This is a genomic window from Corynebacterium lehmanniae (assembly GCF_043161975.1).
Taxonomy (GTDB): domain Bacteria; phylum Actinomycetota; class Actinomycetes; order Mycobacteriales; family Mycobacteriaceae; genus Corynebacterium; species Corynebacterium lehmanniae.
The window spans coordinates 841,619-867,564 of the sequence record NZ_CP170998.1 but is presented as its reverse complement, the minus strand read 5'-3'; the positions used below and the strand labels follow the sequence as shown (position 1 = coordinate 867,564).

At 65.9% G+C, this 25,946-nt stretch carries 24 protein-coding genes; 5 read left to right on the top strand and 19 right to left on the bottom strand.

The genetic code is table 11. The annotated features are described in order from the left end of the window. Nucleotides 1-2 precede the first annotated feature (2 nt). The 3 genes from grcA2 to ACF3NP_RS04140 form a co-directional block, all read right to left on the bottom strand. Complete coding sequence (gene grcA2, locus ACF3NP_RS04150) at nt 3-254, bottom strand: autonomous glycyl radical cofactor GrcA2 (protein WP_181888407.1); 252 nt, start codon at nt 252-254, stop codon at nt 3-5. Between the two features lie 45 nt (nt 255-299). Beyond that, complete coding sequence (locus tag ACF3NP_RS04145) at nt 300-2,351, bottom strand: pyruvate formate lyase family protein (protein ID WP_202032148.1); 2,052 nt, start codon at nt 2,349-2,351, stop codon at nt 300-302. Between the two features lie 331 nt (nt 2,352-2,682). Further along, entirely contained in the window at nt 2,683-4,020 is a 1,338-nt protein-coding gene (locus tag ACF3NP_RS04140; RefSeq protein ID WP_181888409.1) for an NAD(P)/FAD-dependent oxidoreductase, read from the bottom strand. Between the two features lie 134 nt (nt 4,021-4,154). Between ACF3NP_RS04140 and ACF3NP_RS04135 the strand changes: the two genes are divergently transcribed. Then, on the top strand, nt 4,155-5,474 hold the full coding sequence (locus tag ACF3NP_RS04135) for an SAM-dependent methyltransferase (protein ID WP_181888410.1): 1,320 nt from the start codon (nt 4,155-4,157) through the stop codon (nt 5,472-5,474). Between the two features lie 151 nt (nt 5,475-5,625). Here the strand turns inward: ACF3NP_RS04135 and ACF3NP_RS04130 are convergent, their stop codons facing one another. Continuing rightward, the gene (locus tag ACF3NP_RS04130) at nt 5,626-6,336 is read right to left on the bottom strand and encodes a YceI family protein (RefSeq protein WP_338026572.1); all 711 of its coding nucleotides are present in this window, start codon (nt 6,334-6,336) and stop codon (nt 5,626-5,628) included. 7 nt (nt 6,337-6,343) lie between these two features. After that, the gene (locus ACF3NP_RS04125; protein WP_392399129.1) at nt 6,344-6,694 is read right to left on the bottom strand and encodes a hypothetical protein; all 351 of its coding nucleotides are present in this window, start codon (nt 6,692-6,694) and stop codon (nt 6,344-6,346) included. Between the two features lie 115 nt (nt 6,695-6,809). Here ACF3NP_RS04125 and ACF3NP_RS04120 point away from each other — a divergent pair, with 115 nt between their 5' ends. Beyond that, complete coding sequence (locus ACF3NP_RS04120; protein WP_070473852.1) at nt 6,810-7,187, top strand: RNA polymerase-binding protein RbpA; 378 nt, start codon at nt 6,810-6,812, stop codon at nt 7,185-7,187. Nucleotides 7,188-7,267: 80 nt separating this feature from the next. Here the strand turns inward: ACF3NP_RS04120 and ACF3NP_RS04115 are convergent, their stop codons facing one another. Genes ACF3NP_RS04115 through ACF3NP_RS04095 form a run of 5 tightly spaced genes read right to left on the bottom strand, consistent with a single transcriptional unit; the run spans nt 7,268 to nt 12,263 of the window. Then, nucleotides 7,268-8,311, bottom strand: a complete 1,044-nt coding sequence (locus ACF3NP_RS04115; RefSeq protein WP_181888412.1) for a polyprenol monophosphomannose synthase — start codon at nt 8,309-8,311, stop codon at nt 7,268-7,270. Further along, nucleotides 8,268-9,845 carry an apolipoprotein N-acyltransferase gene (gene lnt / locus ACF3NP_RS04110; protein ID WP_181888413.1) on the bottom strand — a complete coding sequence of 526 codons (1,578 nt, stop codon included), beginning with the start codon at nt 9,843-9,845 and terminating at the stop codon, nt 8,268-8,270. The genes ACF3NP_RS04115 and lnt overlap by 44 nt, the downstream gene beginning before the upstream one ends. Beyond that, on the bottom strand, nt 9,846-10,379 hold the full coding sequence (locus tag ACF3NP_RS04105) for an FxsA family protein (protein WP_181888414.1): 534 nt from the start codon (nt 10,377-10,379) through the stop codon (nt 9,846-9,848). It lies immediately after the preceding gene. Between the two features lie 26 nt (nt 10,380-10,405). After that, nucleotides 10,406-11,155: an SDR family oxidoreductase gene (locus tag ACF3NP_RS04100; protein ID WP_181888415.1), complete on the bottom strand. Its 750-nt coding sequence runs from the start codon at nt 11,153-11,155 to the stop codon at nt 10,406-10,408. Beyond that, the gene (locus ACF3NP_RS04095) at nt 11,148-12,263 is read right to left on the bottom strand and encodes a M24 family metallopeptidase (RefSeq protein ID WP_392398987.1); all 1,116 of its coding nucleotides are present in this window, start codon (nt 12,261-12,263) and stop codon (nt 11,148-11,150) included. The genes ACF3NP_RS04100 and ACF3NP_RS04095 overlap by 8 nt, the downstream gene beginning before the upstream one ends. Nucleotides 12,264-12,286: 23 nt before the next feature. Between ACF3NP_RS04095 and ACF3NP_RS04090 the strand changes: the two genes are divergently transcribed. After that, the gene (locus tag ACF3NP_RS04090) at nt 12,287-12,856 is read left to right on the top strand and encodes a trypsin-like serine peptidase (RefSeq protein ID WP_338026574.1); all 570 of its coding nucleotides are present in this window, start codon (nt 12,287-12,289) and stop codon (nt 12,854-12,856) included. Here the strand turns inward: ACF3NP_RS04090 and ACF3NP_RS04085 are convergent. From ACF3NP_RS04085 to dop, 8 genes are read right to left on the bottom strand one after another with little or no spacing between them, the layout of a single operon-like run. Then, nucleotides 12,853-15,615, bottom strand: a complete 2,763-nt coding sequence (locus tag ACF3NP_RS04085; protein WP_181888417.1) for a DEAD/DEAH box helicase — start codon at nt 15,613-15,615, stop codon at nt 12,853-12,855. The genes ACF3NP_RS04090 and ACF3NP_RS04085 overlap by 4 nt on opposite strands. Nucleotides 15,616-15,620: 5 nt before the next feature. Continuing rightward, complete coding sequence (gene tatC / locus ACF3NP_RS04080) at nt 15,621-16,631, bottom strand: twin-arginine translocase subunit TatC (protein ID WP_236883401.1); 1,011 nt, start codon at nt 16,629-16,631, stop codon at nt 15,621-15,623. Between the two features lie 9 nt (nt 16,632-16,640). Next, nucleotides 16,641-16,904 carry a Sec-independent protein translocase subunit TatA gene (tatA, locus tag ACF3NP_RS04075; protein ID WP_181888418.1) on the bottom strand — a complete coding sequence of 88 codons (264 nt, stop codon included), beginning with the start codon at nt 16,902-16,904 and terminating at the stop codon, nt 16,641-16,643. Between the two features lie 35 nt (nt 16,905-16,939). Continuing rightward, nucleotides 16,940-17,884, bottom strand: coding sequence for a helix-turn-helix transcriptional regulator (locus ACF3NP_RS04070; protein WP_181888419.1), 945 nt, complete (start codon nt 17,882-17,884; stop codon nt 16,940-16,942). After that, nucleotides 17,884-18,855: a helix-turn-helix transcriptional regulator gene (locus ACF3NP_RS04065; RefSeq protein ID WP_338026575.1), complete on the bottom strand. Its 972-nt coding sequence runs from the start codon at nt 18,853-18,855 to the stop codon at nt 17,884-17,886. The genes ACF3NP_RS04070 and ACF3NP_RS04065 overlap by 1 nt, the downstream gene beginning before the upstream one ends. Before the next feature lie 6 nt (nt 18,856-18,861). Then, nucleotides 18,862-20,229 carry a Pup--protein ligase gene (gene pafA / locus ACF3NP_RS04060; protein WP_181889582.1) on the bottom strand — a complete coding sequence of 456 codons (1,368 nt, stop codon included), beginning with the start codon at nt 20,227-20,229 and terminating at the stop codon, nt 18,862-18,864. Nucleotides 20,230-20,257: 28 nt separating this feature from the next. Beyond that, complete coding sequence (locus ACF3NP_RS04055) at nt 20,258-20,449, bottom strand: ubiquitin-like protein Pup (protein ID WP_181888420.1); 192 nt, start codon at nt 20,447-20,449, stop codon at nt 20,258-20,260. Nucleotides 20,450-20,459: 10 nt separating this feature from the next. Further along, nucleotides 20,460-21,959 (bottom strand): depupylase/deamidase Dop, encoded by a 1,500-nt coding sequence (gene dop / locus ACF3NP_RS04050; protein ID WP_181888421.1) that lies wholly within the window; start codon nt 21,957-21,959, stop codon nt 20,460-20,462. Between the two features lie 66 nt (nt 21,960-22,025). Between dop and ACF3NP_RS04045 the strand changes: the two genes are divergently transcribed. Next, the gene (locus ACF3NP_RS04045; RefSeq protein WP_181888422.1) at nt 22,026-23,510 is read left to right on the top strand and encodes a peptide MFS transporter; all 1,485 of its coding nucleotides are present in this window, start codon (nt 22,026-22,028) and stop codon (nt 23,508-23,510) included. A gap of 104 nt (nt 23,511-23,614) precedes the next feature. Here the strand turns inward: ACF3NP_RS04045 and pdxS are convergent, their stop codons facing one another. Next, complete coding sequence (pdxS, locus tag ACF3NP_RS04040) at nt 23,615-24,490, bottom strand: pyridoxal 5'-phosphate synthase lyase subunit PdxS (protein ID WP_181888423.1); 876 nt, start codon at nt 24,488-24,490, stop codon at nt 23,615-23,617. 70 nt (nt 24,491-24,560) lie between these two features. On the opposite strand from pdxS, the gene pdxR reads away from it, so the two are divergent. Further along, nucleotides 24,561-25,931, top strand: coding sequence for a MocR-like pyridoxine biosynthesis transcription factor PdxR (gene pdxR / locus ACF3NP_RS04035; protein ID WP_181888424.1), 1,371 nt, complete (start codon nt 24,561-24,563; stop codon nt 25,929-25,931). Nucleotides 25,932-25,946 lie beyond the last annotated feature (15 nt).

The window sequence follows — 25,946 nt, the reverse complement described above, 5'->3', positions numbered from 1 at the left end:
CACTAAGCGCCCTTGTGGAAGGTACGGGAAATAACGTCGCGCTGCTGCTCCTTCGTCAGCTTGACGAAGTTCACGGCGTAGCCGGAGACGCGAACGGTTAGGTTCGGGTAGTTCTCCGGGTGCTCCATTGCGTCCTCCAGCGTGGACTCGTCCAGCACGTTGATGTTTGCGTGGTACAGGCCAGAGTCCATGTGGTGAGCGGAACGGGAAGCCTTCATGGAAGCGAGGCGCTCGTCGAAAGTAGGGGTAGCCATGATGTTGTCTCCTTCAGAGTGAAAAGGTGGATGGGGAAGTCTTGGTTAGGCGGGGTTGATGACCGAGTCGGCGTTGTCCATGATGAAGCCTGCATCCAGGACACCGACCAGGTTGGTCACCTGCTCCTCCTTGTTGCGGCCCAAGCCCGTCGGAGTGATCGTGTTGGTCAGCGAGATGCCGTCCAGCGCGTCGTTGTAGTCGAGCTTGCCCACGGAGAGCATGGACGCGACCATGCCGTGGTTGTCCGCACCGTTTTCCGGGTTAGCGCCCGGTGCGAACGGGGTGCCGGCCTTGTGGCCGGACGGGAAGGAACCGGTGGCCTTGCCGTAGACCACGTTGGAGGTGATGGTCAGCACCGACTGGGTCGGGATGGCGTCGCGGTACAGCGGGATCGCCTTGATCTTCTGCATCACCGTGTGCACCACCGTGGCGGCGATGTCGTCCGCGCGGTCATCGTCGTTGCCGTAGAACGGGAACTCGCCCTCGGTGACGTAGTCGACGATCAGGCCGGTCTCGTCGCGGACCGGGGTGACCTTGGCGTACTTAATCGCCGAGAGGGAGTCCGCCACGATAGACAGGCCGGCAATGCCGCAGCCCATGGTGCGGACGATGTCGGAGTCGTGCAGCGCCATCTCGATGGACTCGTAAGCGTAGCGGTCGTGGCAGTAGTGGATGATGTTCAGCGCTTCGACGTAGGTGCCGACAACCCAGTCGAGCATCTCCTCGTACTTCTGCCAGACCTCGTCGAAGTCCAGCGGGCCGTCGCCCTGGATCGGGGTGTGGTCGCCGTCGGTGACCTGCTTGCCGCTGACCTCGTCGCGGCCGCCGTTGATGGCGTAGAGCAGAGCCTTCGCCGCGTTGACGCGGGCGCCGAAGAACTGCATCTGCTTGCCCACCTTCATCGGGGACACGCAGCAGGCGATGGCGGCGTCGTCGCCCCACTGGCCGCGGATCTGCTTGTCAGACTCGTACTGCAGAGACGAAGTCTCGATGGAGATTGCGGCGCAGAATTCCTTGTAGCCTGCCGGAAGCTCCGGGTCCCAGAAGATGGTGATGTTCGGCTCCGGCGCCGGGCCGAGGTTACGCAGCGTCTGCAGCAGGCGGAACGAGGTCTTGGTCACCTGGTGGCGGCCGTCCTCGGAGAAGCCGGCGTCGGACCAGGTTGCCCAGTACGGGTCGCCGGAGAAGATCTGGTCGTAATCCTCGGTGCGCAGGAAGCGCACGATGCGCAGCTTGATCACCAGTGCGTCGATGATCTCCTGGGCCTCAACCTCGGTCAGGGTGCCGTTGGCAAGGTCGCGCTCGAAGTATGCGTCCAGGAAGGGGGAGAGGCGGCCAATGGACATGGCGGCGCCGTCCTGGCTCTTCACGGAGGCGAGGTAGCCGAAGTAGGTCCACTGCACGGCTTCCTTCGCGTTGGTTGCCGGGCCGGAGATGTCGAAGCCGTAGTCTGCGGCCATCTTCTTCAGCTTCTTCAGCGCCTTGATCTGCTCGGCGTGCTCCTCGCGGTAGCGTGCCCAGTGCTCAGAGAAGCCCTTCTCCACGGACGCGTCCTTGGCCTGCTGCTTTTCCTCGATGAGGAAGTCCACGCCGTAGAGCGCCACTCGGCGGTAGTCGCCGATGATACGGCCGCGGCCGTAGGCATCCGGAAGACCGGTGACGATGTGGGAGGAACGGGCTGCGCGGATGCGCGGAGTGTAGATATCGAAGACAGCGTCGTTGTGGGTCTTGCGGTACTGGGTGAAGATCTTCTTCACGTCCGGGTTGACCTCTTTGCCGGCCTCCTTGATGGCCTGCTCGACCATGCGCCAGCCACCGTTGGGCATCATCGCGCGCTTGGTCGGGGTGTCCGTCTGCAGGCCGACGATGACATCGTCGTCATCCGAGATGTATCCCGGCTTGAACGCGTCGATGTCGGCGGGGGTTTCGGTGTCGACGTCGTAGACGCGGCGCTCGCGTTCGACGGCGAGGTAGTTCTTGTCCAGGTAGTCCCACAGGCGCAGCGTCTTCTCGGTGGCGCCTTCGAGGAACGAAGCATCCCCGTCGTACGGGGTGTAGTTGCGCTGGATGAAATCGCGAACGTCGATGCGTTCCATCCACGGTCCCGGCGTGAAGCCTTCCCACGCGCGGTTTTCGGTTTGCGGCTCTGTAGAAACAGTCACAGTTGCACAGTCCTTCGGTAAAGCTTATGAGGATCTCTCGCGGCTGCACTTGCCCAATCAACATGCCCATGTACTTTCAAAGCGCGGGCCGCTCACACACGATTGTAGGGGACGTGAGAACAATAAAGGTAATACGATAGGTGTGATTCTTCCCACTCGAATGGTTACGCTCTAAGCGGGACGAAAAATGGCCCCGAGCCTGGGTAAACAGGTTCGGGGCCGGGGGAGAGGCGCGGCTACAGCACGCCCGGAAAAAGGCGAGGGACTACTTCTCGTTGTCCAGTTCAGAGACCTCAAGCTGGCCCTCAGTTACCGCCAGGTTGTGGCGGGCACGGGAGAAGGCGTTGGTGGTCCACTCGGTGGCAGCCACAAGACGGTTGCGGGTGCCAGTGAGGAAGGACAGGTGCACGCCCAGCCACATCAGCCAACCGATGAAGCCGGTGATCTCCACCTTGCCCATCTTCACCACAGCGTTGAAGCGGTTGATGATGGCCATGGAGCCCTTGTCGAAGTACTCGAACGGGTCGCGGCTCTCCGGTGCGACGTCGTGCTCGACCTGCTCCTTGATGATCTTGCCGACGTACGCGCCGGACTGGATGGCCACCTGCGCCACACCCGGGAGACGGTCGCGGCTCATCATGTCGCCGACGATGAAGACGTTCGGATCGTCGCCGACAGACAGGTCGGCGTTGACCGCGACCTTGCCCGCGCGGTCTGCTTCAACGCCGAGCTGGTCTGCGACCTGCTTGCCCAGCGGGGAAGCGGCCACACCGGCGGACCAGATCTTGGTCGGGGTGCTGATGGTGGTCTCCTGCTCGGACTTCATGTCCTTGTAGGTCACGCTCTCTGCATCCACGTTGGTCACCATCGCGTTGAGGATGACGGTCACGCCGGCCTTCTCAAGCTCGCGCTGCGCCTTCTTGCCCAGGCGCTTGCCAAACGGCGGCAGCACCTGCGGAGCGCCGTCAAGGAGGTAAATCTTGGCCTGCTCGGTGCTAAAGGAGTAGCGGCCGGAGGTGAACGCGCGGTGCGCCATCTCTGCCACCTGGCCAGCCAGCTCCACACCGGTCGGGCCAGCGCCGACGATGACGAAGGTCAGCTGGCGGTCGCGCTCTTCCGGGGTCTCGGCAAGCTCGGCGCGCTCGAAGGCGGCGATGAGGCGGGCGCGGATCTCAAACGCGTGGTCCAGCGTCTTCAGGCCCGGAGCGAACTCGGCGAAGTGGTCGTTACCGAAGTAAGACTGGCCAGCGCCGGCGGCGACGATGAGCGAGTCGTAGGAGAAGGTCGATTCCTTGCCGCCCTCGACGGAGGTGACGGTCTTCGCCTTCACGTCAACCGTTTCTACGGTGCCGCGCACGACGCGGACGTTCTGCTGGTTGCTGAACATCTGGCGCACGTCGCCGGTGATCTCACCGGAGGACATCAGGCCGGTTGCCACTTGGTACAGCAGCGGCGGGAAGAGGTGGTGGTTGGTGTTATTGATCAGCGTGATGTCGACGTCTGCATCTGCGAGCTCCTTTGCCGCGTTCACGCCGCCAAAACCTGCGCCCACGATGACGACGTGGTGGCGGCTACCTTCGGGGCGGTACACCTGAGAGGCCATGAGTGATATCTCCTCGGGTCAATGACGTAATTAATCGGAACGGCATACATAGTACGCGCCCGCCAGCAAACCGCGCGGCCAGGCTCCGCCGTGGCACTCCGCATCTGAGCTGCCGGCGCAGTAGCATCCGAGGAATGTCCGAGAGCACTCCCGCGAACACCCCAGCGCACCTACAGTCGGTCGATGCAGACGCTTGGCCGGGAGTGGCTTCAGTGCCGCAGCCAGGCAGATTACGCACGAGGCTTGCGGAGGCGGGCTTTGCCCGCGCGTGCGCGAAAGCGGGACTGTCCTTCGAGGGCGACGGCGCGGATCTCACGGTTGAGCGCGCGGAGGTGTTCCAGCGCATCGCCGCGAGCGGGTGGGTCGGGCTCGCGGAGGGCTACATGGCGGGAGAGTGGTCGACCGGGGGTTCGCAGCAGCTTGTCGACGTCCTCACGGCCCTCCTGCGCACCGGCTACCTCCCGCGCACCCGTAGGGTGGACGCGGTGCGGCCCGCGACACCGGGCGAGCTGCCGCCGGACTTGGTGGCCCATTTTTCCGGAGACGGGCTGAGCGCATTTCAGGGCCATTTTTCCACCGGCGTAGCCACCACTGAGCGCATGCGGGTGAAGTCGCACACCAAAGGTGCTGGTAGAGGCCGTGAACCTCGGGATCATTTCGTCGACGTGACGGAATTCGGGTCCCCGTTAGAGTCTGACCGCGCGGACCTGAAGGACGCGCAAACCCGCAGCGTACGAGCTATTTTGGACCTTTTGGGGGCGGGTGCGGGTACGCACCTGTTGGAGTATCCGTCCGGCGGCGGAGCGGTTGCTTTCGCCGCGGCAGAACGGGGCGCGACTGTAGATGCGGTCGTGCGCGACGCCCGCCTGTATGCGGCCATGCGCGAGCAGCTCGTGCTGGCAGGCACGGACGGATCGGTCACTGTGGACCGCATCGCGGAAGGCCCGGACGCTGTGGCAAAGCAGCGCCGCGGGGTCTATGACGCAGTTGTGAGCATGGAGATGCTGGAGACGATGCCACGGCGACAGCAGCGGCAGTATCTGCTCGCTGTGGACGCGTTGCTGGGCCAGGGCGGCAGAGCCAGTCTGCAAACCGTGGTGCGCGCCAAGGCGTACAACCGGACGGCGGATCTCGCGTTGGAGTCTCTGCGGGCGTACATCTGGCCGGGGTTGCATTTCACGACGGCTGCGGAGATCGGCAAGACGGTCGACCGCGAGACGGATCTGCGCGTTGTGGCGCAGACGTCGGCGCCGGAGCATCTCGCGGCGTCGTTGCGCCTGCAGCGCATCACGTTCGACGGCAAGCTGCGCGACGCGGCGGCAGACGGCTACGACGCCGTGTTCCGCCGCCTGTGGGTGTGGCAGTTCGCGTTACGTGAAGCGATGGCGCGGCTGGGGATGATCGATCTGGCTCAGATCACGTTGGCGCGGCGGAACAGGAGAGGCCGTCGCTAGGTAGGAGTCCAGCCACCAGAACCGTACTTGACATAATGTACATTATCGGACAGTTATATACGGATAAACGGTAGAAGGGCGCCGCACGCTCCTTGCGCCTGACGCCCTTCCATATACCCCTTTTAGCGTAACGTTACGTAAACAAGCCCATCTACTTGGTCATGTTGATCCGCACGTTCACTTCGCCCTCCTCGGCGATTTTCGCCGCGACGAGCTCCGGGGTCTCCACGCCGTAATCCAGGCGGTTGATCGGAATGTCGCCGGCGACGATCAACCGGTCGCCCGAGCGCGCAACGTCGAATTCGTGCGTGATCTCATTGGTCTCGCCGTGGATTGTCAGCTCGCCGGTCAGCGCCACGGTGCCCACAGTGCCGTCGTCCGGCACGGCGGACACGTCCGCCGGCTGCGTCACCTTGAACGTCGCCTCCGGGTACTCGTCCGTGTGGAAGATTCGGCGACGCACCGACGAGTCGCGCTTGTCGCTGTCGGACGACAGGTGCTGCATGTCGACGGTGATCTCGCCGGCGGTTAGCGTGCCTTCGGCAATCGTCGCGAAGCCTGTGACCGCGCGCGTGGACGCCGATGTGCTGCGGCGCTCGCCCGGCAGTACCTCTTCAAAGGTGAAGCCGGCGGATGTGACGTTGTCGCCCGGGCGGTTGGTCACCGTCCATTCGCCGTCAAGCTCTGTGGAGGCTGCGGACACGTTGTCGGCGTCAATCCCCTCTGTCTTTACCCCGCCGCCTTTAAACAGGGTCATCAGCAGCGGAATCATCGCCACCAGCACCGCCGCGACGATGAAAATGGATACGACAACGATTAGAGTTGTGCGCGTCTTTGCGCTGGTTGCCGCGCGTTTTTCCACCTGGAAATCACCTCAGCCTTTCAAGTTGCTGGGCTAATTCTACTAATTCGTCACAAAGCGGGGCCAAATCGTCAGGCTTCGCGCCCTCCGCGGCCGCCGTGCGGATGTCCTCCGCTGCGCAGCGCAGCGCAAACAAGCGGTCGCGTATCTCGGCCACTTTGTTGCGGTTCAAAATCACCGCATCCTCGTCGACCGACGTGCCGGCTAGCATCGTGCGCTGTTCGTACGCACGCTGCTTGCACGACGGCCCGCAGTACTTCCGTTTCCTGCCGCGACCACGGTTGACGGGGATTTCCTTCCCGCACCATGCGCACACGGCTTGCTTCTTGGTAAGAGCACGTAGTTTATCCGTCACAATTATGCAGTGTATTACAACTGTCGATTACGCAAAAGTAGCCGGGAACAATTCGCGGAACTGCACCGTTATACTGGAGCGACTGAAAACAAACGGGTTGAAAAGGATGGTGAGTGCCATGGCTGATCGAGTTCTTCGCGGAAGCCGCATGGGCGCAGTCAGCTACGAAACGGACCGCGACCACGATCTCGCGCCACGCCAGATGGCGAAGTACCGCACCCCCAACGGTGAGGTGTTCGAGGTGCCGTTCGCTGACGACGCCGAAATCCCCGAGGAGTGGATGTGCAAGAACGGCCAGGTCGGCACCCTCATGGAGGGCGAAGGCGTGGAATCCAAGCCCGCCAAGCCGCCGCGCACCCACTGGGACATGCTGCGTGAACGCCGCAGCATCGAGGAGCTCGACGTCCTGCTCGAGGAGCGCCTTGAGCAGCTGCGCAAGCGCCGTCGCACCGCCGCCCGCATTGCGAAGGAACAGCAGCAGGCAAACGAGAGCTAGTTCGCTTTACGACGGCTCACGCAAGTGCCCGCCCCCGCGACACGAATTCGCGGAGGCGGGCACTTCCCTATTGTCGGCCGCTACTTCTTGCGCTTGCCGTCGAAGCCGAGCGCGTGGAGCGCCTGGCGGACGGTCTCCTCGCCCAGGTTGATGGCGTCGTTGACGCGGCGGGCGGCGTTGGACTGGACCTTGCCCAAGTTGGCGCTGTCGATCTCGTGCTTGGCCACGGAACCGAACTCGCCGAGCGCGTTGATTATCTGCTCTGGAGCGTCGGCGGCCGCGCGGCGGACGTCGGCAAGCTTCGAGTGCTCCACGGCGTAGACGAACTGGCGGACAGTCTCAGAGGTGAAGTCCTTGACGAAGGTGGCCTTGTCCGCGGCGCCCCACTTGGTCACCTCGGCCAGCGAGGCGGTGGCAAAGCTGGCGTCCAGCTTGGACTCGCCGAGCTTGCGGTCCTCAAAGGTGATCGGCACCTCGCGGATGTCGAAGCCCAGCTTGTCCACCTTGTGCGCAATCTCAACCTGGAAGATGTAGCCCTTCTTCGACAGCGAGTCCAGGTCCAGCTCCTCCAGCACCTCGCGCTTGAAGGCGCGGTAGCCGGCGGTCATGTCCGCCACGTCGGTGCCGAGGGCGACCGAGACGTACTGGTTGCCCAACTTGGACAGCAGGAACCGCTTCTTCGGCCAGTTGACCACTTCCCCGCCCTCGACGTAGCGCGAGCCGATGGCAAGATCCGCGCCGTCATCCAGCGCGTCGAGAAGCCTGTGCAGCTCCTCCGGCGCGTGGGAGCCGTCGGCGTCCATCTGCACCAGCACCTGGTAGTCGCGCTCCAGGCCCCAGTTGAAGCCGGCGCGGTAGGCGGCCAACAGGCCGTCCTTGCCAGTGCGGTGCAACACGTTGACCTCGTCGTGTGCGGCGGCGAGCTCATCGGCCTTCGCGCCGGTGCCGTCCGGCGAGTTGTCGTCCACGACGAGGATGTCCACGGCATCCTTCGTAGCCAGCACACGCTCGACAATAAGCGGGAGGTTTTCCACCTCGTTGTAGGTCGGAATGATCACCAGAGTCTGGTTGGCCACGGCGCTAATTCTCCTCGTATTTACGCTGTTGTTGTCCGGTAGGAGCATACCCCCGCCCGCTGCGGCGCGCGGACACGGATGCGGCAACCATGAGTGCCGCCCCGGCGACGACCAACAACCACTCCAAAATCTGCCCGAACCGTACTGCGGGTGTGGTGCCGGTGCGCAGCGGAAGCGTCTCCATCAAGTGCGCGGGCTCGAAGATTTCCGTCTGTTGGGACACGTGCCCGTCCGGGTGCACGATCGCCGAGACACCCGAGGTGGCGACAACCACCACTGCCCTGTCGGTTTCGATCGCGCGCATCCGGCTCATCGCCAGCTGCTGGTACGTCATGTCCGTGAAACCGAAGGTGGCGTTGTTCGTCGGCGTGGACAAGATCTGCGCGCCGTCGCGCACTGCCATGCGGTACGCCTCGTCTTCCGCCACCTCGTAGCAGGTGGCCACGCCTACTGGGATGCCGCCCATGTGCACCACGCCGTTGTCGCTTCCGGGCTTGAAGTCGCCCGCCAAGTCCACCAGGTCGGAGAAGTTGCGGAAGAAGTCCCGCATGGGCATGTACTCGCCGAACGGCTGCAGGAAGCGCTTGTCGTGGCGCTCCCCCGGCCCAGTGTCCGGATCGAAGACCACCATGGTGTTGCGGGCGCCGACGTCGTCGCGGGTGAGCGTGCCCACCAGCAGGGGCGTATCGACGCCACGCACCGCCGCGCCCACCAGCGCCTCGGCTTCTTTGTCGGCAAACGGGTTGACGTCGGAGGCGTTCTCCGGCCAGAACACCATGTCCAGCTTTTCTCCGGATTCCTTGGCCTCCTCCGCTAGGCGCAGCGTCTCGTTGACGTGGTTGCTCAGCACCGCCCGGCGTTGCTCGTTGAAGTCCAGGCCCATGCGCGGCACGTTGCCCTGCACGGCCCCCACGCGGGCCTCGTCGACGGTGGAGCTGTCCTTGCCGACGCCGAGGTTGGCGATCAGCCCGGCGGCCAACGGCAGGATGATGGCGGCGACGGCGGGGCGGCGCGACGTGGCGTCGAGAAGCGAGATGCACCCAACCGCCACGAACACTGTGGCGGCGGTGACCAGCGCGGGCCCACCCCAGGCCGATAGCGCGGCGAGCGGACCGTTGATTTGGCCCCACGCCAGGCGCACCCACGCGAACCCGCCGAAGGGCCATGAGGAGCGCACGAACTCAACCGCCAGGTAGACCAGCGGGAACGCGAACGCGCCGAAGCGCCAGCGCGCCACCAACACGCCGAAGGCGCCGGTGGCCAGAGCGTAGAGCGCCATCGTGATCGCCAGCGCGATGTACGGCATGGCGCCGACAAACTCGCCGACCCACGGCAGCAGGAACAGGTAGCAGAACAAGCCGTGGGTGAACCCGAGCAGGGCGCCGAAGCGGGCAGACGGGCGCTCCTGCGCCTCCCCCGCCATGCCCAGCGCCGCGGTGGCGCGCCTGGGCCACGGCACGAGCGTGAGCCACAGCAGCGCGATGCCGAGCACCGCGGCCCACCAGTGGCTGATCGGTTCGTACGACAGGTAAACCAGCCAGCCGGAAATGGCTGCGAGTCCGAAACGGAGAAACGCCGGCACTTAGCGCGCCCCGCCCTTGCCGCCGCCTGGGTTGTGCGGGTCCTCGGGGCTGTCCATGCGGTACCACTGCTCGAGCTCGTCGGCGTCGATGACCGGCTCCTGCGGCTGCGCGTCGCCCGGCTGGTTGAAGGAGCCGTAGCTGGTTTGGAACTGGCCCATCGGGGTGGCGTCGTACACGCGAACGCCGAGGTTCTCAACGGCGGCGCGCGCCCGCTTGGTCATGGTCTTGCGGATCACAGCGCGCGTCGGCCCGAACACCAGCGGCAGGCCGATCAGGGAGGTGACGAAGCCCGGGATGACGGAGAGCGTCCAGCCGCCGATGAGCAGTGCGGAATCTCCCGCGAGTTTGCCCACGCTGGATTGGCCGTGCGCGGCCTGCAGCAGCGAGTTGCGCAGCGCCAAGCTGGCTGCGGCGCCGCCGGCGATCATGAGCACGAAGATGGCCAAAAGCGCCCAGCCGACACCGATGGCCTTGGCCACCAGGAAGAATGCGAGCGCTTCGACGAGGAAGTATGCGAGAAGAGGAATCGGCATGGCTACGAGGGTACCTGGCCATACCGCTACCTCGGCATGTGCCTCCACACCGGCCGCGGAACGACCCGCATGATCGCGGCGAGGACAACCAGGCGCCGCGGGATCCAGACTGTGGCACTTTTGCCGCGCGCGGCGGCGTCCACCACCGCGTCCGCGACCACGTCCGGGGTCACCGACATCACTGCCGGTGTCATCCCTTCCGTCATCGAACCGATGACGAAGCCCGGGCGCGCGAGGATGAGGTTGAGCCCGGTGCCGTGCAGCCGGTCCATCAGCCCCTGGCAAAACGCGTCCAGCCCCGCCTTGGTGGAGCCGTAGACGTAGTTCGCGCGGCGCGCCCGCCACCCCGCGATGGAGGAAAACGCGTAGATCTCGCCGCGCGACATTTCGTCCGCCAGCACCGTGAGCATGCTCACCTGCGCAAGGTAGTCCACCGTGGCGATGCGGGCGGCCTCGTGCTCGTCGCGCTCGGCGAGCTCCTGGTCGCCGAGGATGCCGAACGCCACGATCGCGGTGGTCACCTCGCCTGCCTCGCGGACGATGCGCCGGTGCGACTCCAAGTCGGTGGCGTCGAAGTCGAGCGCGCGCACTGCCCTGGCACCCGCGGCGAACAAACGCTTCTCGACGTCCTCCAGTCCCCCGCTACCCCGAGCCGCCAGCACGACCTCGCGGCCCCGGCAGACGCGTGCGGCGATCTCGCCGCCGATGTCGCTGCGTGCCCCGAGTAGGAGCACCGCGCCCTGCCCGGAAGAGCGAGCCCCGGTGGCGCTAGGCATCGTCGCCGCCCAGCGTGCGGCGGGTGTGGTTGAGCGTCTCGATGCCGCTTGCGGTCATGCGCACGATGTCCTCGATGCGCATGCCCCACTTGCCCGGCACGTAGATGCCGGGCTCGATGGAAAACGCCATGCCCTCGCGCAGCACCACGTCGGAGTCGGCGATGATGAATGGCTGCTCGTGGCCGGAAAGGCCGATGCCGTGGCCGAGGCGGTGCGTGAAGTACTCGCCGTAGCCTGCGTCTGCGATCACGTCGCGGGCGGCAGCGTCGAGCTCGCCGGCGGTGATGCCCGGCTTGGCGGCTTGGCACGCGGCGTCGAATGCGCGCTCCAGCACCGCGTAGGCCTCCAGGAAGTCCTGCGGCGCCTTGGCCGCGTCGCCCACCACGTGGGTGCGGGTGCAGTCGGACTGGTAGCCGGACGGCAGCGCGCCGCCAAGATCGACCACTACCGGGTCGCCCTCCTCGAGGACGCGGTCGGAGAAATCGTGGTGCGGGTTGGAGCCGTTGGGCCCGGAGCCGACGATGACGAACTGCACGTTCGCGTGTTCTTCAAGGATCAGCGCGTGCAGCTCGTCCGCGATTTCGCGCTCTGTGCGGCCGGGCTTGAGCAGTTCGGCGGCGCGCTCGTGCACGCGGTCGATGGCTGCGCCGGCCTTCTCCAGCTCGGCGACCTCTTCGGCGTCTTTGACCATGAACAGCTCCGCCACCGCGTCTGACGCCAGCTCGGTGTCAGGCAGAAGCGTCTGCAGCGCGAAGACGTGGTCCGCGGTCAGCGACGAGCCCAGGCCTACCGCGCCGTCGCCAAGTGCGTCCGCCACCAGCTGGTACGGGTTCTCCCCGTCGCGCCAGCCGACCACCTCGACATCTGCGGCGCCGTCCAGCCCCAGCGACTGGATGTCCGTCACCGGAGCCACCACGGTGGTGCCGCCTGGCGCGATCACCAGCGCGGTGAGCCGCTCGTGCGAGGAAGTCCAGGAGCCGGTGAGGTAGGCGAACTCGGCGCCGGTGCCGATGACCAGCCCGCCCAAACCGCGCTGTTTGACCAGCTCGACGGCTTGGTTGCGGCGTTCGGTGTACACATCAGAGTCGAATGCAGTCATGTGCGCCATGGTAGATCGCTAGCATCGTTGCCGTGTTGCCTGCCCTGAACCGCTCCGTCGCCCGCCTGAGCGCACCCGGCGGCGGCTACTGCTCGGGCGCGCTCATCGCCCCCGACATCGTTCTCTCGTGCGCGCACTTCTTCCGCGAACGCCCGCACACGGGGGCGCAGGTGCGTATCGACGGCTCCGCGTTCCCCATCGACAGCCTCCACCTCGTGGCCGGCACAGATGTGGCGCTTGTTCGTCTGCCCGAGCGGGTGGATGCCACCCCGTTCGTGCTCGGGCCGTCGCCGCGCCCGCTTTCGCGCACGCTCACGCTCGGGTTCGGCGGCCAGGCGCGCAGCGTCCAAGCCCGGCCGGGTGTCTACCTGGGAACGCTGCCGGTGTCCTGGTCCAGGAAGCGCGTGACCCAAGTGCGCCCGGCTGGCCTGGTGTACGCCAACCCGCCGGCGGTGAAGGGCGATTCCGGCGGGCCCGTGCTGGCCGGCGGCAAGGTCATCGGGGTCCAGTCGCTCATTCTGGATCCGAGGGGCACCAACCTGCGCATCGCCACCGTGTCGCTGTGGCCGCGGGGGCTCATGCAGCCCCTGCGCCGGCTTTAGTTGCCGATGGCCACCACGCCGCGGCGGATCGCGTCCACTGCCCGGTTGGCGTTGTCCCGGATCTGGTCCGAGTAGCCGGTCTTTTTGATCTGCTCGAGCAAGTCGATCACCTGTCGGCACCAGCGCACGAAGTCGCCGGGGGTGAGCTCTGCGCCCGATTCCGCAGCGGCGGCCAGCGCATAACCGAGAGGTGCTCCGGCGGTCCACTGGTGGATGGACAGGCAGAACCCGGGATCCGGCAGACGGGTTGCGGGCAGGTTGTGGCGCTGCTCGTCGGAGACCAGCTCGCCGTAGATGCGCATCGTCTCGTTCATTGCGTCGGCCATGGCGTCGGTGGCGGCCTCGGGGCTGCCGCCGGTGGCGCGGCGGTTCTCAAACACGACCATGGAGGCCACGCCGGCCAACTCGGCTGGGTCCAGCTCGTCCCAAATCCCGCGCTTGAGGCACTGCGCCACCAAGAGGTCGGAGACGTTGTGGATTCGGGATAGGCGCTCGCCTTCGTCGGTGACCTGCGGTTCGCCGTCGTGAAGCTCGACGTAGTCCATTTCCGTGAGCAGGCCGATGATGCGCTCGAAGGTGCGTCCCAGCGAGTCGGTGGAGGTGTCCACGCGCCGTTCCAGCTTGGCCAGAGCGCGCTCCTCGCGCACGATCTCCTCGGCGGTGCGGGCCAGCAGCTCGCGGTCCGCCGCCGGCCAGTCGTGGACCGGGTGGTTGCGGATGGCCTCGCGCAGCGTGGTGACCTTTTTGTTCGGCCGCACCCGGGACTGCTCGCGCAGGCGCTTCGGTGCGTTGAAGCGGCCGCGGTGCAACAGGCTCGCCACCTTGCGGGCGTGACGACGCGGCTGGTCCTGCATGTGGCGCGGCACCTTGATGCGGCCCACCACCAGCGGCGGGTTCTTGAACGCCGCGGCGTCGATGCGCCCGGACCAGCCACGCTCTGTGGTCACCCAGGGGCGCGGGTCGTGCGGCTTGCCCGCGGGCTGCACCACGGCGGCGAGCTCCGGCTTACGCTTGCTCGGCAGCGCGATGACCTGGCCCACCTGCAGTGAGCCGAGGATCTTGATCGTCTCGGTGTGGCGGCTGTCCAGGTGGTCGCGCCGTGCCTGCTTCTCCTCCTCAGACAGGTCCCGGCGCAGTTGCGAGTACTCGACCAGCTCGGCGGCTGCGTCGTCGCTAGGCGGAGCGAACGCGGAGATGTCGCGCTCGAGCTTGGTGCGCAGCGAGCGCACCTTCTGCTGCAGCCGCTCGATGTCGCGCACCTCGCCGACCACGGAGCGGTCCGTCTGGAACTGGGCGAAGGACTGCTCTATCAGGCGGATCGAATCGTCGAAGCCGTTCATGGCCAGCATGTTGATGGCCATGTTGTAGCCGGGCTGGAACTGGGAGATCAGCGGGTAGGTGCGTGTGGACGCGAGCCCGGCCACCTGGTGCGGGTCCATCGCGGGCGCCCACTGCACCACGGCGTTGCCGATGTGGTCGATCCCGCGGCGTCCTGCGCGGCCGGTGAGCTGGGTGTACTGGCCCGGGGTGAGGTCCACGTGAGCCTCGCCGTTGAACTTGACCATCTTCTCCAGCACCACGGTGCGCGCCGGCATGTTGATGCCCAGCGCCAGGGTCTCGGTGGCGAAGACGACCTTGACCAGCCCGCGTACGAACAACTGCTCCACGATGTGCTTGAACGCGGGCAAAAGCCCTGCGTGGTGCGCGGCGAACCCGCGCATCCAGGCGGTGCGCACTTGGCGGAAGTTCAGCACCTCCAGGTCCTCTTCGGGGATGCCGTCCACGCCGTCGTCGATAATCTGCTCGATCTCGGCGCGCTCCTCGGGCGTGGTGAGCTCCTTGCGCGAGCGCAGGCATTGGAACAGCGCGCCGTCGCAGCCTGCGCGGGAGAAAATGAACACGATCGCCGGCAGCATGTCCTGGCCCTGGAGGGCGGAGACAACCTCGGGCCGGCCGACGGGGCGAACCTTGTCCTGGCGGCGCGAACGCCCGCTGCGGGAGCGCGAGCGAAAGCCTCTACCCTCCTCGAAGTCGCGCCGGCCCTCGTCGGAAGAGCCCGCCTCGATGCGCTCGATGGCGTGCTCGAGGCTGCGGTTGACCCGCCCGCCGGTGCCCGGCTCGAATAGCGGGAACATCTTGCGGCCGACCATCATGTACTGGCTCAGCGGCACCGGCCGGTGCTCGGAGACGATGACTTCGGTGTCGCCTCGCACCGCGTCGAGCCACTCGCCGAACTCCTCGGAGTTGGACACGGTGGCGGACAGGCCGATCAGGCTCACGGAATCGTCGAGGTTGAGGATGATCTCCTCCCACACCGCACCCCGGTCGCGGTCCGCCAGGTAGTGGATCTCGTCCATCACCACGTGCGTGAGCCGGTCCAGCTGGGGCGACTCCGCGTACAGCATGTTGCGTAAGACCTCGGTGGTCATCACCACGATCTCGGCGGAACCGTTAATGCTGGTGTCGCCGGTGAGCAGGCCCACCGCGTCCTCGCCGTGCGCTGCAACCAGGTCGTGGTACTTCTGGTTGCTCAGCGCCTTGATCGGCGTGGTGTAGAAGCACTTCGTGCCGCGGTTAAGAGCGAGCGCGACAGCGAACTCGCCGACGATGGTCTTGCCCGACCCGGTGGGCGCGCACACCAGCACGCCGCGGTCCTGCTCCACCGCCTGGCAGGCCTGGAGCTGGAAGTCGTCGAGAGCAAATGGCTTCGCCTCGGCGAATTCCCGCAGAAACGATGTACCAGGATCGGGGGAAAGCATGCCCCCTACAGTACGTCCCTGAAATCTGCTCCGCCCGCGTAGCCCCGCGGCGAGGAATTCTGCTGGCGCTCCGGCGCGCGCTGCACCGGCGCCGGGTGCGCAATCGGCTCCGCACCGATGCTGCTGGCGGGACCGACGGACGTCGGCGCCTCAATCGGGCCGGAGGCTTCCTCGTCGTCCAGATCCATCCAGTCGGGGCGCTCGCGCTTCTGCTTGCGGTCGTTCCAGCGACAGAACTGGAAGGCCATCTCCACCAGCAGACAAATGGAGATAGCCAGCGCCACCATGGAAAACGGGTCCTGGCCCGGCGTCATCACCGCAGCAAAAATGAAAATGCCCACGATGATCACGCGCCGTTTGCCTTTGACATGTTCGTAACGCAGCACACCCAACAGGTTGAGCATAATGATGATCAGTGGCACCTCGAAGCTGACGCCGAAGATGACGACGAGCGCGAGGAGGAAGTTGTAGTACTCCCCGCCTGTCAGCGCGGCGACCTGGAACTCGCTACCGATGGTCATCAGCACGTACAAACCCTGATCTAGCACAAAGTACGCCAGCAGCGCGCCGGAGACGAACAGCACCACCGCGATGGTGACGAAGCTGAACGTGTAGCGGCGCTCGTTTTTGTGCAGGCCCGGGGTGATGAAGTTCCAGATCTGCATCAGCCACACCGGTGAGGCGAGGACAAGCCCGGCGAGCGCGCCGACTTTCAGACGCAGCATGAACATCTCAAATGGGCTGGTGGCCAGCAGGCGGCACTCGCCGTCGCCGGTGAAATCCGCCCGGAGCTCGGACGGCAGGTTGCAGTAGGGGCCGCGGATGATCTCGCCCAGCGGCATCATGCGCGGCGGGGCGGCTTGGTACCAGATGAACCCGATGATGGTGCCCACCACAATGGCAGCGAGCGAAATGATGACGCGGCGGCGCAGCTCCTGGAGGTGCTCCACCAGCGACATCTCGCCGGTCGGGTTCTTCGGTCTCTTCGGCCTCTTGGGGGTTTTCGTGCGTGCCATCAGGCGGACTTAGCGCGGATTGTTCTCCGGGCGCTCCCAGAAGTCCGCCTCCTGGGCAGCGCTGCGGGTCTCCTGCGTCGGCGCGGCGTCGATTTGACGCTGCTGCGCCGGGGTTTCCGCCCCGTCTTCGTTGCGCATCTCCTTGACCTCGGACTTGAAGATGCGTGCGGAGCGACCCATGGAACGCGCTAGGTCCGGCAACTTGTTTGCGCCGAACAGCAGCAGCACGACGAAGATGACGATAATGAGCTCGGTCCATCCAATATTTGGCATGGGTTGTCCTTTCCGAAAACGGTCTAACGCGCAGATTAGTCTAACGCGTCGAGCCCGCGTTGCACGCGGGACGTGGCCTCGTCCGCGAGAGATGCGGGTTCGACGATGCGCACCCGGTCCGCCTGGCTCAGGCAGAAGCGCACCAGCCAGTCGTCGCTGCCGTAGCGCATCGTGGCGGGGATCCACTCCCTTGGCGCGCCAGCATGCTCCGGGGCATTGTCCAGCTCGATCTCCCAGTAGTCAGCCAGCCAAGTCGCGTCCGGGTGGATCAGCAACTTCGCTTGTGCTCGATCGGCCATGCCGAACGGGTCCGCTGGGTCAAAGTCAGTGTCGAAGTCGGTGGCGGCCGAGGGGGCGTCGAGAAGCTCGGCGCTTTGGATCCTGTCCAAGCGGAACGTACGCATCTCGCCGTGCTGCGCGGCGTGGAGGTAGGTCGCCCCGGATTGGTGGAACAGGCTCGCGGGGTCAATTTCGCGCTCGGTGACTGTGTCCGAAGACGCAGAGAAATACGTGATGCGCAGCTTGCGCTTGGTCGCCAGCGCTTCGGCGACGGTGCCGGCGACACCCGCCTCACCGGTGTGTTCCGCGTCGCCGACCGCCTGCGACTTGGTCACCGCGCGGATCTTCTCGGCGGCGGTGCGCACGGCGCGGCCGTCCACGAGCCCCGGCATGGTCTCCAGGGAATCCAGCAGGATCAACAGCGCGCTGGCTTCCGCGGGCGACAGGCGCAGCGGCGTGGTCATCCCCTGGTCGTCTTTGATGTTGACGCCCTTCCAGGAGTATTCCAGGTCGATCATCTCGCCCGGTCCGGTGCCCACGCCGGAGAGGAACAGCAGCTCGAAATCGTCGCGCACCTGCATCGGGTCTGCGCCCAGGTCGCGGGCGATTTCCATCGGGGTCAGCCCCGGGTGGTTCGAGGAATAGGCCAGCAGGTTGAGCAGGCGCACGACGCGCTCTTGGCGCTTGAAGTCCACAGCCATTAGTTCTCCCCTTCCAGCGCGGTGCGCAGCAGCTTCACGACGTCCTCACGGACCTCCACTGGCTCCACCGCGAGCACGTTTCCGGCGAGGCTGGCGATGGTGCGCACGGCCCAGTCGCGGTCCACGCCGCGCAGCGTGATGGTGTCGGCGGCGGTGTCGCCTCCGTCCGCCTCCCCTTCCGTGCCGACTTTGGAGGTACGGGAGCCGCGCTGGGCGAGTTCCTCGCCGGTGCCGTGGGTGACGGTAACGGTGGCGTCGATAAGCTCGCCGCGAAGCGTTTCCTCCACCAGTGCCTGCAGGTCGCCCGCACGTTCGTGGAACGCGTCCGAGTGGCGCACTTTCTTCAGCTTGGAGATCTTTTTGAGGCGGAACACGCGCACGTCGTCGCGGTCGATGTCGTAGCCGACGAAGTAGGCGCGGTTGTTCAAGGACACCACGCCCCACGGGTCGGCGACGCGGCGCTCCGGGTCCTTGCCGGGGGCGCGGACGAAGTCGAAGGAGATGCGCTGCTTGGCCTGCACGCACTTCACGATGGCGCGCAGCGTGTCGGGGCGCAGCTGGAAGATGTCGTTGGACACGTTCATCAGCGCTGGCGCGTCCATGGAGCGCGTCGCTCCGGACGCGGCGAGCTTGGTCCAGCCGGAGCGTGCGAATTCGCCGAGCGAACCCGGCTTGCTCAGGTCCGCGGCGAGGCCCACCACGGAGGCCTCCTCGGCGGTGAGGTCCACGGCCGGCAACTCGTAGAGGTCCTTGACCACCCACACTTCGCCGTCCTGGTAGCGCGCGGGCACGCCGAGGTCGCGCAGCTCGCGCACGTCGCGCTCAATGAGGTGGGTGGCGGCGTCGCGGGTGCGGCCGCCGTAACCGTCCACGTGTTTTTGCACCCAGCTGACGTCGCGTTTTGCGGGCGAGGCCAGCAAGGCAAACGTGAGCCCGACCTGGCGCACGACCATGTCGTTGTCGTTGGCCACCGCGACCTACCCTTCTTCGGTTTCCTGCGCCCGCACCCAGCTGATCAGGTCGGCTGCGGCGTCGTCCGTGGTGGCGAACGGGTCCTGCAGCTCCACCGTGCGGGGTTCCGGGCGGTTGACCTTCAAGTGCACCCAGTCGACATTATGCGCAAGGCCACGCTCGCGCACGGCGGAAAGGAACTTCCCGCGGATGGCGGCGCGCGTCGTCGCCGGCGGGTTGTCCACCGCCTGCTCAATGGCCGCGTCCTCGATCCAGCGCGCTGCCAGCCCCTTGCGTTCCAGCACGTAGAACAAGCCGCGATCGGGGTTGATGTCGTGGTAGGTCAGGTCGATCTGGGCGAGCTTCGGGTGGTCCCAGCCGCAGCCGAGGCGGTCCTTGAACTGGGTGAGCAGCTTGCGCTTGATCACCCAGTCAATCTCCGTGTCCACGCCCGAGAAATCCTGCGTGGCAATGGCGTCGAGCACGCGGCCCCACAGGTCCACCACCCGCGCCATCTCCTCGTTCGGCGTGCCCTCGTCCGGACGCTGCTTCAGCCAGCGCTTCGCGGCTTCGAGGGTGCGCTGCTGCACCTCGAGCGCGGTAACGGTGCCGCCCGCTGCAAGGGTGAGTTCGGTGGCGCCCGTGGGGTCGGCGGCGATGTCACGGATGTGCGCGATCGGGTCCGCAAGCTCCATGTCCGGCAGGTCGAAGCCGGCCTCCAGCATCTCGATGACCAGCAGCATCGAGCCGACCTTCAGCGCGAACGTAGGCTCGGACATGTTGGAATCGCCCACGATGACGTGCATGCGGCGGAAGCGGTGTGAATCCCCGTGCGGCTCGTCGCGGGTGTTGATGATCGGCCGGGTGCGCGTGGTGGCCGAGGACACGCCCTCCCACACCTGGTCCGCGCGCTGGGAGATGACGAACTTGTCCCCCGCGATCTTTCCCGCGCCGCAGATCAGCTGGCGCGTGATCAGGAATGGCAGCAGTTGCTGGCCGAAAGATTTCAACGCGAGCTCGCGACTGATCAGGTAGTTCTCGTGCGCGCCGTAGGAGTTCCCGCGCGAATCCACGTTGTTTTTGAACAGGTAGGTCGAACCCGCGAAGCCGTCGTTACGCAGCGCCTCATCGCACTGCTGCGACAACCGGTGGAAGATCCGCTCCCCCGCCTTGTCGTAGGCCAGAAGCTGGCTCAGCGAGTCGCATTCCGCGGTCGCGTACTCCGGGTGCGAACCCACATCCAGATACAAACGCGAAGCGTTAGCGGTGAAGACGTTGGAGCTGCGGTGCCGCGCAACCACCGGGCGAAACAGGTAGCGCGCCACCTCCTCGGGCGTGAGTACCTGCCGCGAGCCGTCGTAGGCGGACACTCCGAACTCTGTTTCCACGCCCATCACGCGGCGCGGGTAGCTGGTTGCCAGCTTACTGCCCGCCCTTCTGCACGAACGACTTCACAAACTCCTCCGAGTTGGAGTCCAGCAGCGCGTCAATCTCGTCGAGCAGGTCGTCGGTGCCGGAGGTGTTGATCTGGGCCTGGCCGGCAGATTCCGCGGAGACGTCCTCGCCGTGGTTGTCCCCGCCGCCACCGGAAGCGTGTGTCTGTTGCGTAGCCATAGATGCAACCTTAGCGCTCTGGAGCCAGCCCCAGGCCGGAAAGCAGCTCGCGAGTTGTCGCAGACGTTTCAATCAGCTCGCCCACGTCCGCCCTGGTGTGGCTGCCCAGCAGGTCCAGCGGCACCCGGTAGAGCTGCCCGTCCACGGTGAACAGCATGGACTGCCAGTTCGAGGCTGTTAGGTCCTCGGCGAACTTTTCGCCCGCGCGACCCCGGAAGTACGCGCGGGTGTCCTCCGGCGGGTGGACCGCAGCTTCTGCGATCTTCTCCGCGCTGACCATCGTGCGCATCGCTCCCTTGCGCACCAGCGCGTGGTACAGGGAGCTTTCGGGGTCGATGTCCGCGTACTGCAAATCAATCGCCTGCAGCTTGGCCTGGGTCGCCCCGCGCTGCTCAAACCTGCGCACCAGCGCCCACTTCGCCGTCCAATCCAGCCGGTCGGCGGTGGACAGCGGGTCGCGCTCAAGGTCGTCGAGGACCTCGCCCCACAGTTGGAGCACTTGCTTATCGACGTCGCTCCGCCCCTCACACCTTCTCCTGTATTCACGGAGGATGGAGATCGCGGTCAACCTTTGGCCGTCGAGAAGCTCGAGCTCATGTGTGAGCGTGGGATCGTGGCTGACCGCCTTGATTTCCTCGACCGGGTTTTTCAGTCGCAGGTCCGAGAAATCCACACCGGCCTCGATGGCGTCGAGCACCAGCGAGGTCATGCCGAGTTTGAGGAAGTTGGAGAACTGGCTCATGTTCGCGTCACCCACGATGACGTGCAGGCGGCGGAAGTCCTCCTCCGGTGCGTGCGGCTCGTCGCGCGTGTTGACGATGCCGCGGTTGAGCGTGGTCTCCAGCGAAACCTCCTGCTCGAAGTAGTCCGCGCGCTGCGAGATCTGGAAGCCCGGTGTCTCCGACTCCTGGCCGATGCCCACGCGTCCCGCGCCGATGATGACCTGGCGGGTGACGAAGAACGGGATCAGCGCCTGGGTGAGGTTTTCGAAGTTGGTGTGGCGCGAGTACAGGTAATTCTCGTGGCTGCCGTAGGAGCGGCCCTTGCCGTCGACGTTGTTCTTGTAGAACTTCAGCGGCGGGCACGGTTCGTGCTTGGCCAGCACGGAAACCTGCTGCTCCCACAGCTCGCGGATGCACGCGGCGGCGTCATTGAGGACGATGTCGCCGGCGGCGTCGTAGACCATCGCGTCAAACGCGTTCGAGCACTCCGGACTGGAGTATTCCGGGTGCCCGTGGTCGACGTAGTAGCGCGCGCCATTGGTGGTGACCACGTTGGCCACCCCGATCGCGTTCGCGTCCACAACCGGCACGCTGCGGTAGCGCTGCAGGTCGAAGCCGCGGGCATCCTTCAGCGGGGCCTCCTCCGCATAGTCCCAGCGGGTGCGGGCCTGGGTGCGCAGCGCCGCGTACGCAACCACCGCGTGCGTGGAGGTGACCAGCGGGCTGATTTGCGGGTTGTCCGGGCAGGTGATGCCATACTCCGTCTCGGTTCCCAAGTAACGCGTCATAGATGTCGAGCCTACAGGCGTGTCCGTGTTTGGAAGATAATACGATCAGACGTATTTTATTTAGCTATGACTTCCGCAACACAGCCCGGTGCGGCCGCGCCGCAGACCGAGCGCAAGTTCTTCGGCCAACCCTGGGGGCTGGCCAACCTCTTCGGCATTGAACTGTGGGAGCGCTTCAGCTTCTACGGCATGCAGGCGCTGTTGGCCTACTATATGTACTACTCGACGACCGAAGGTGGCCTCGGCATCGACAAATCCACCGCGCTGAGCCTGGTCGGCGCCTATGGCGGCTTCGTGTACATGATGGCGCTCGTCGCCTCCTTCGTCGGCGACCGCCTCCTCGGCGCGGAACGCACCCTGTTCTACTCGGCAATCCTGGTCATGATCGGCCACATCGTGCTCGCTCTCGTGCCGGGCGCCGCCGGCCTGGCCATTGGTCTGGTGTGTGTGGGCATCGGCTCCGGCGGCGTGAAGACGGCGACCCAGGTGGTTCTCGGCGACCTGTACACCCGCGAGGACCCGCGCCGCGACGCAGGCTTTTCCATCTTCTACATGTCTGTCAACATCGGCGGACTGCTCGGCCCCGCGATTACGGGCCGGGTGTGGGGCATGGCCGGCTTCCACTGGGGCTTCGGCCTCGCCGCCATCGGCATGGCCATCGGTCTGGTGCAGTACACGCTCATGCGCAAGTCCACCATCGGCGCCGCCGGCTCCGAGGTGCCCAACCCGCTGCCGCGCTCGAAGTGGGCTCCGGTTGGTTTCGGTGCGCTGGCAGTCGTGGCAATCGTCGTCGGGTTGCTCACCACCGGCATTCTGCCGCTGGACATGCTGAGCTGGGTCGTTTTCGCCATCGCCCTTGCTGCGACGGTCATCCTGCTGTGGGAGATGTTCGCGTCCGACAAGGTCACCGCCCACGAGAAGTCGCGCCTGACCGGCTACATTCCGCTGCTCGCGGGCTCCGTGGCGTTTTTTGCCATCTTCCAGTCGCAGTTCACCGTGGTGGCGCTGTACACCGACCAGCGCGCGAACCTGGACTTCTTCTGGACTGAGCTCGAGCCCGCGCAGGTGCAGTCCTTCAACCCGCTGTTCATCATCATCTTCGCCCCGATCTTCGCCGCCATGTGGACGAAACTCGGCGAGCGCCAGTGGGCGTCTGCGACCAAGTTCGGCGTGGCCAACATCATCATCGGCCTGTCGCTGTTCATCTTCCTGCCGTACGTGGGCAAGGGCGAGAACTCCACCCCGCTCGCAGTGCTGGTGCTGATCCTGTTCCTGTTCACCATGGGTGAACTCCTGCTGTCGCCGGTCGGCAACTCGCTGGCCACCAAGGTCGCCCCGGTGGCGTTCAAGTCGCGCCTGTTCGCGGTGTGGCTGATGTCGGTGTCCATGGGCACCGCGCTGTCTGGCGTGCTCGGCTCGCTGTACAACCCGGACGACGCGGCCGCGGAGCGCATCTTCTTCCTCACGCTGTCCGCGATCACTATCGTGCTCGGGTTGGTCCTCATCGCGATCAGCCGTTGGGTCGTGCGCAAGTTCGGGGACGTGCGCTAGGCGGAGCTGACGTCGCAAAGCTAAAGCTCGTTACTCGCACCTCGTTATTCGCCTCTCAGAGGAGACTAATGAGGTGAGGTAACGAGCTTTACGCGTTTAATGCCCTACCAGCCGCGCTCGGCCAGGCGGTGCGGCGCCGGAAGGTCAGCGACGTTGATGCCCACCATCGCCTCGCCCAGGCCGCGGGAAGCCTCGGTGACCACTGCGATGTCGTTCCAGTTCTTCGTGGCCTTGACCACGGCCTTCGCGCGGGCCTCAGGGTTACCGGACTTGAAGATGCCGGAGCCGACGAACACACCGTCCGCGCCGAGCTCCATCATGAACGCGGCGTCCGCCGGGGTGGACACGCCGCCGGCGACCAGCAGCGGCACCGGCAACTTGCCGTTTTCCGCCACCTGCGCCACCAGCTCGTACGGCGCCTGCAGTTCTTTGGCGGCGACGTAGAGCTCGTCGCGGTTGTTGGCCCAAATGGCCTGCAGCGCTGCGATCTCACTGGTGATCTTGCGGATGTGCTTGGTGGCCTCGGAAACGTCGCCGGTGCCGGCCTCGCCCTTGGAACGGATCATGGACGCGCCCTCGTTGATGCGGCGCAGCGCCTCGCCGAGGTTGGTCGCGCCGCAGACGAACGGCACGGAAAAGCCACGCTTGTCGATGTGGTTCACGTAGTCCGCGGGGCTGAGCACCTCGGATTCATCGATGTAGTCCACACCCAGGTGCTCGAGGATCTTCGCCTCCACCGCGTGGCCGATACGCGCCTTGGCCATGACCGGGATGTCGACGGTCTCGATGATGCCCTCGATCAGGTCCGGATCCGACATGCGGGCCACGCCGCCCTGCGCGCGGATGTCGGCCGGCACGCGCTCAAGCGCCATGACGGCGGATGCGCCGGCGTCCTCGGCGATCTTGGCCTGCTCGGGCGTGACCACGTCCATGATCACGCCACCGATGAATTTCTGGTTCAGCTGTTCTACATCAGACATACCGCTTAGTCTTCCCCGGCAACTGGTAGATTCCAAGTGCCAGTTCTATTTAGTTTCTTTGGACCAGTTGATGCTGCTGCACATCTCCCGCGACCGCCCAACGCCCATCCCCGCGCAGATCGCCGCGGGCATCCGCGACGCTGTCGCCAGCGGGGCGCTCTCACCTAACGACGCCATCCCGTCCACTCGAGCCCTCGCCGAGAAGCTCGGCGTGTCCCGCGGCAGCGTGGTCACCGCGTACGACCAGCTCGAAGGTGAGGGCTACCTTCTGACCAGCCAGGGCGCCCCGACGCGGATCCACCCGGACCTCACCGTCGCGGCGCCGTTACCCCAACCCACCGCCGGCACGCCTGCCCGCACAACCCTGAAGGCCCGAATCTCGCTCAAGCCCTCGCCCGGCAGCGCGGGCACCATCCGCCCCGCAACCTGGCGTAAGGCGTGGCGCGAGGCCGCAGCGGAACCCAGCAACGCGGTGGACAAGTCCGGTGAGCCGGAGCTGCGCCACGCCGTTGCCGAGCACCTCCGCCTCGCCCGAAGCATGCGCGTGTCCCCGGACCAGATCGTGGTCACCGGCGGCTCACGCGAGGGGCTCATGTGCATCCTGACTGCTCTCGGCCCTAGCCTGCGGGTCGGCGTGGAAGACCCCGGGCACCCGGGACTGCGTCGCGTGATCCCGCTCGCCGGCCACGAGATCGTGGAATGCGCAACCGACACCGACGGCGTCGTAGTGGGCGCACTCCCCGACTCCCTCGACGCCCTACTGGTCACCCCCTCGCACCTCTACCCCTTCGGCGGCGCCATGCCCGCAGCCCGTCGTGTGGAGCTGCTCGAGTGGGCCGCGCGCACCGACACCGTGGTAATCGAAGACGACTTCAACACCGAGCTGCGCTACCGCATCTCACCGCAGCCAGCGCTGTCCTCGCTGGCCACCCGCGCGGACGTGCTCACCCTCGGCACGTTTTCCACGCTGCTCTCCCGCGAGCTCGCCGCCGGCTACGTCGTCGCCTCGCCAGCGACCGCCGAGGCTTTGCGCGAGGTCCGCAGCGTCCTCGGCATGCCGGTCTCCTCCGTCACCCAGCGGGCCATCGCGCACTTGCTTAACGACGGCGTCGCCCGCCTCGCATCCCGCGCCGTCCACCGTGGATTAGCGCAGCGACGCGAGGTCTTGAACGAGCGACTAGTCCCGCTGTTCGATGGCGCCCGACTCGCGCCCGGCGACGGCGCGGACCTCACGGTGCGCTTCAGAACCCGAGAAGAGCGGGACGAGTTTGAAACGCGTCTGCTTGAGGCCGGTATCGAATCCGGGCACGAATCCACCTTGTGGACCAACAGCGGAGACGGCTTAGTGCTGAGCTTTGCTCACCTCAACTCCGGCGATTTCGATGTTGCTGTCGACACAGTTGCGCAGACGCTCGCTACCCTGGGCCGAGCCCAGACGTGAAGCGAAAGAGGGAAC

Excerpts from the sequence above, each read along its gene's own strand:
- grcA2 (WP_181888407.1), bottom strand. The coding sequence starts at position 254 with ATGGCTACCCCTACTTTCGACGAGCGCCTCGCTTCCATGAAGGCTTCC.
- ACF3NP_RS04145 (WP_202032148.1), bottom strand. The coding sequence starts at position 2,351 with ATGGAACGCATCGACGTTCGCGATTTCATCCAGCGCAACTACACCCCG.
- ACF3NP_RS04140 (WP_181888409.1), bottom strand. The coding sequence starts at position 4,020 with ATGGCCTCTCAGGTGTACCGCCCCGAAGGTAGCCGCCACCACGTCGTC.
- ACF3NP_RS04135 (WP_181888410.1), top strand. The coding sequence starts at position 4,155 with ATGTCCGAGAGCACTCCCGCGAACACCCCAGCGCACCTACAGTCGGTC.
- ACF3NP_RS04120 (WP_070473852.1), top strand. The coding sequence starts at position 6,810 with ATGGCTGATCGAGTTCTTCGCGGAAGCCGCATGGGCGCAGTCAGCTAC.
- ACF3NP_RS04115 (WP_181888412.1), bottom strand. The coding sequence starts at position 8,311 with ATGCTCCTACCGGACAACAACAGCGTAAATACGAGGAGAATTAGCGCC.
- ACF3NP_RS04105 (WP_181888414.1), bottom strand. The coding sequence starts at position 10,379 with ATGCCGATTCCTCTTCTCGCATACTTCCTCGTCGAAGCGCTCGCATTC.
- ACF3NP_RS04100 (WP_181888415.1), bottom strand. The coding sequence starts at position 11,155 with ATGCCTAGCGCCACCGGGGCTCGCTCTTCCGGGCAGGGCGCGGTGCTC.
- ACF3NP_RS04095 (WP_392398987.1), bottom strand. The coding sequence starts at position 12,263 with ATGGCGCACATGACTGCATTCGACTCTGATGTGTACACCGAACGCCGC.
- ACF3NP_RS04085 (WP_181888417.1), bottom strand. The coding sequence starts at position 15,615 with ATGCTTTCCCCCGATCCTGGTACATCGTTTCTGCGGGAATTCGCCGAG.
- tatC (WP_236883401.1), bottom strand. The coding sequence starts at position 16,631 with ATGGCACGCACGAAAACCCCCAAGAGGCCGAAGAGACCGAAGAACCCG.
- tatA (WP_181888418.1), bottom strand. The coding sequence starts at position 16,904 with ATGCCAAATATTGGATGGACCGAGCTCATTATCGTCATCTTCGTCGTG.
- ACF3NP_RS04070 (WP_181888419.1), bottom strand. The coding sequence starts at position 17,884 with ATGGCTGTGGACTTCAAGCGCCAAGAGCGCGTCGTGCGCCTGCTCAAC.
- pafA (WP_181889582.1), bottom strand. The coding sequence starts at position 20,229 with ATGGGCGTGGAAACAGAGTTCGGAGTGTCCGCCTACGACGGCTCGCGG.
- ACF3NP_RS04055 (WP_181888420.1), bottom strand. The coding sequence starts at position 20,449 with ATGGCTACGCAACAGACACACGCTTCCGGTGGCGGCGGGGACAACCAC.
- dop (WP_181888421.1), bottom strand. The coding sequence starts at position 21,959 with ATGACGCGTTACTTGGGAACCGAGACGGAGTATGGCATCACCTGCCCG.
- ACF3NP_RS04045 (WP_181888422.1), top strand. The coding sequence starts at position 22,026 with ATGACTTCCGCAACACAGCCCGGTGCGGCCGCGCCGCAGACCGAGCGC.
- pdxS (WP_181888423.1), bottom strand. The coding sequence starts at position 24,490 with ATGTCTGATGTAGAACAGCTGAACCAGAAATTCATCGGTGGCGTGATC.
- pdxR (WP_181888424.1), top strand. The coding sequence starts at position 24,561 with ATGCTGCTGCACATCTCCCGCGACCGCCCAACGCCCATCCCCGCGCAG.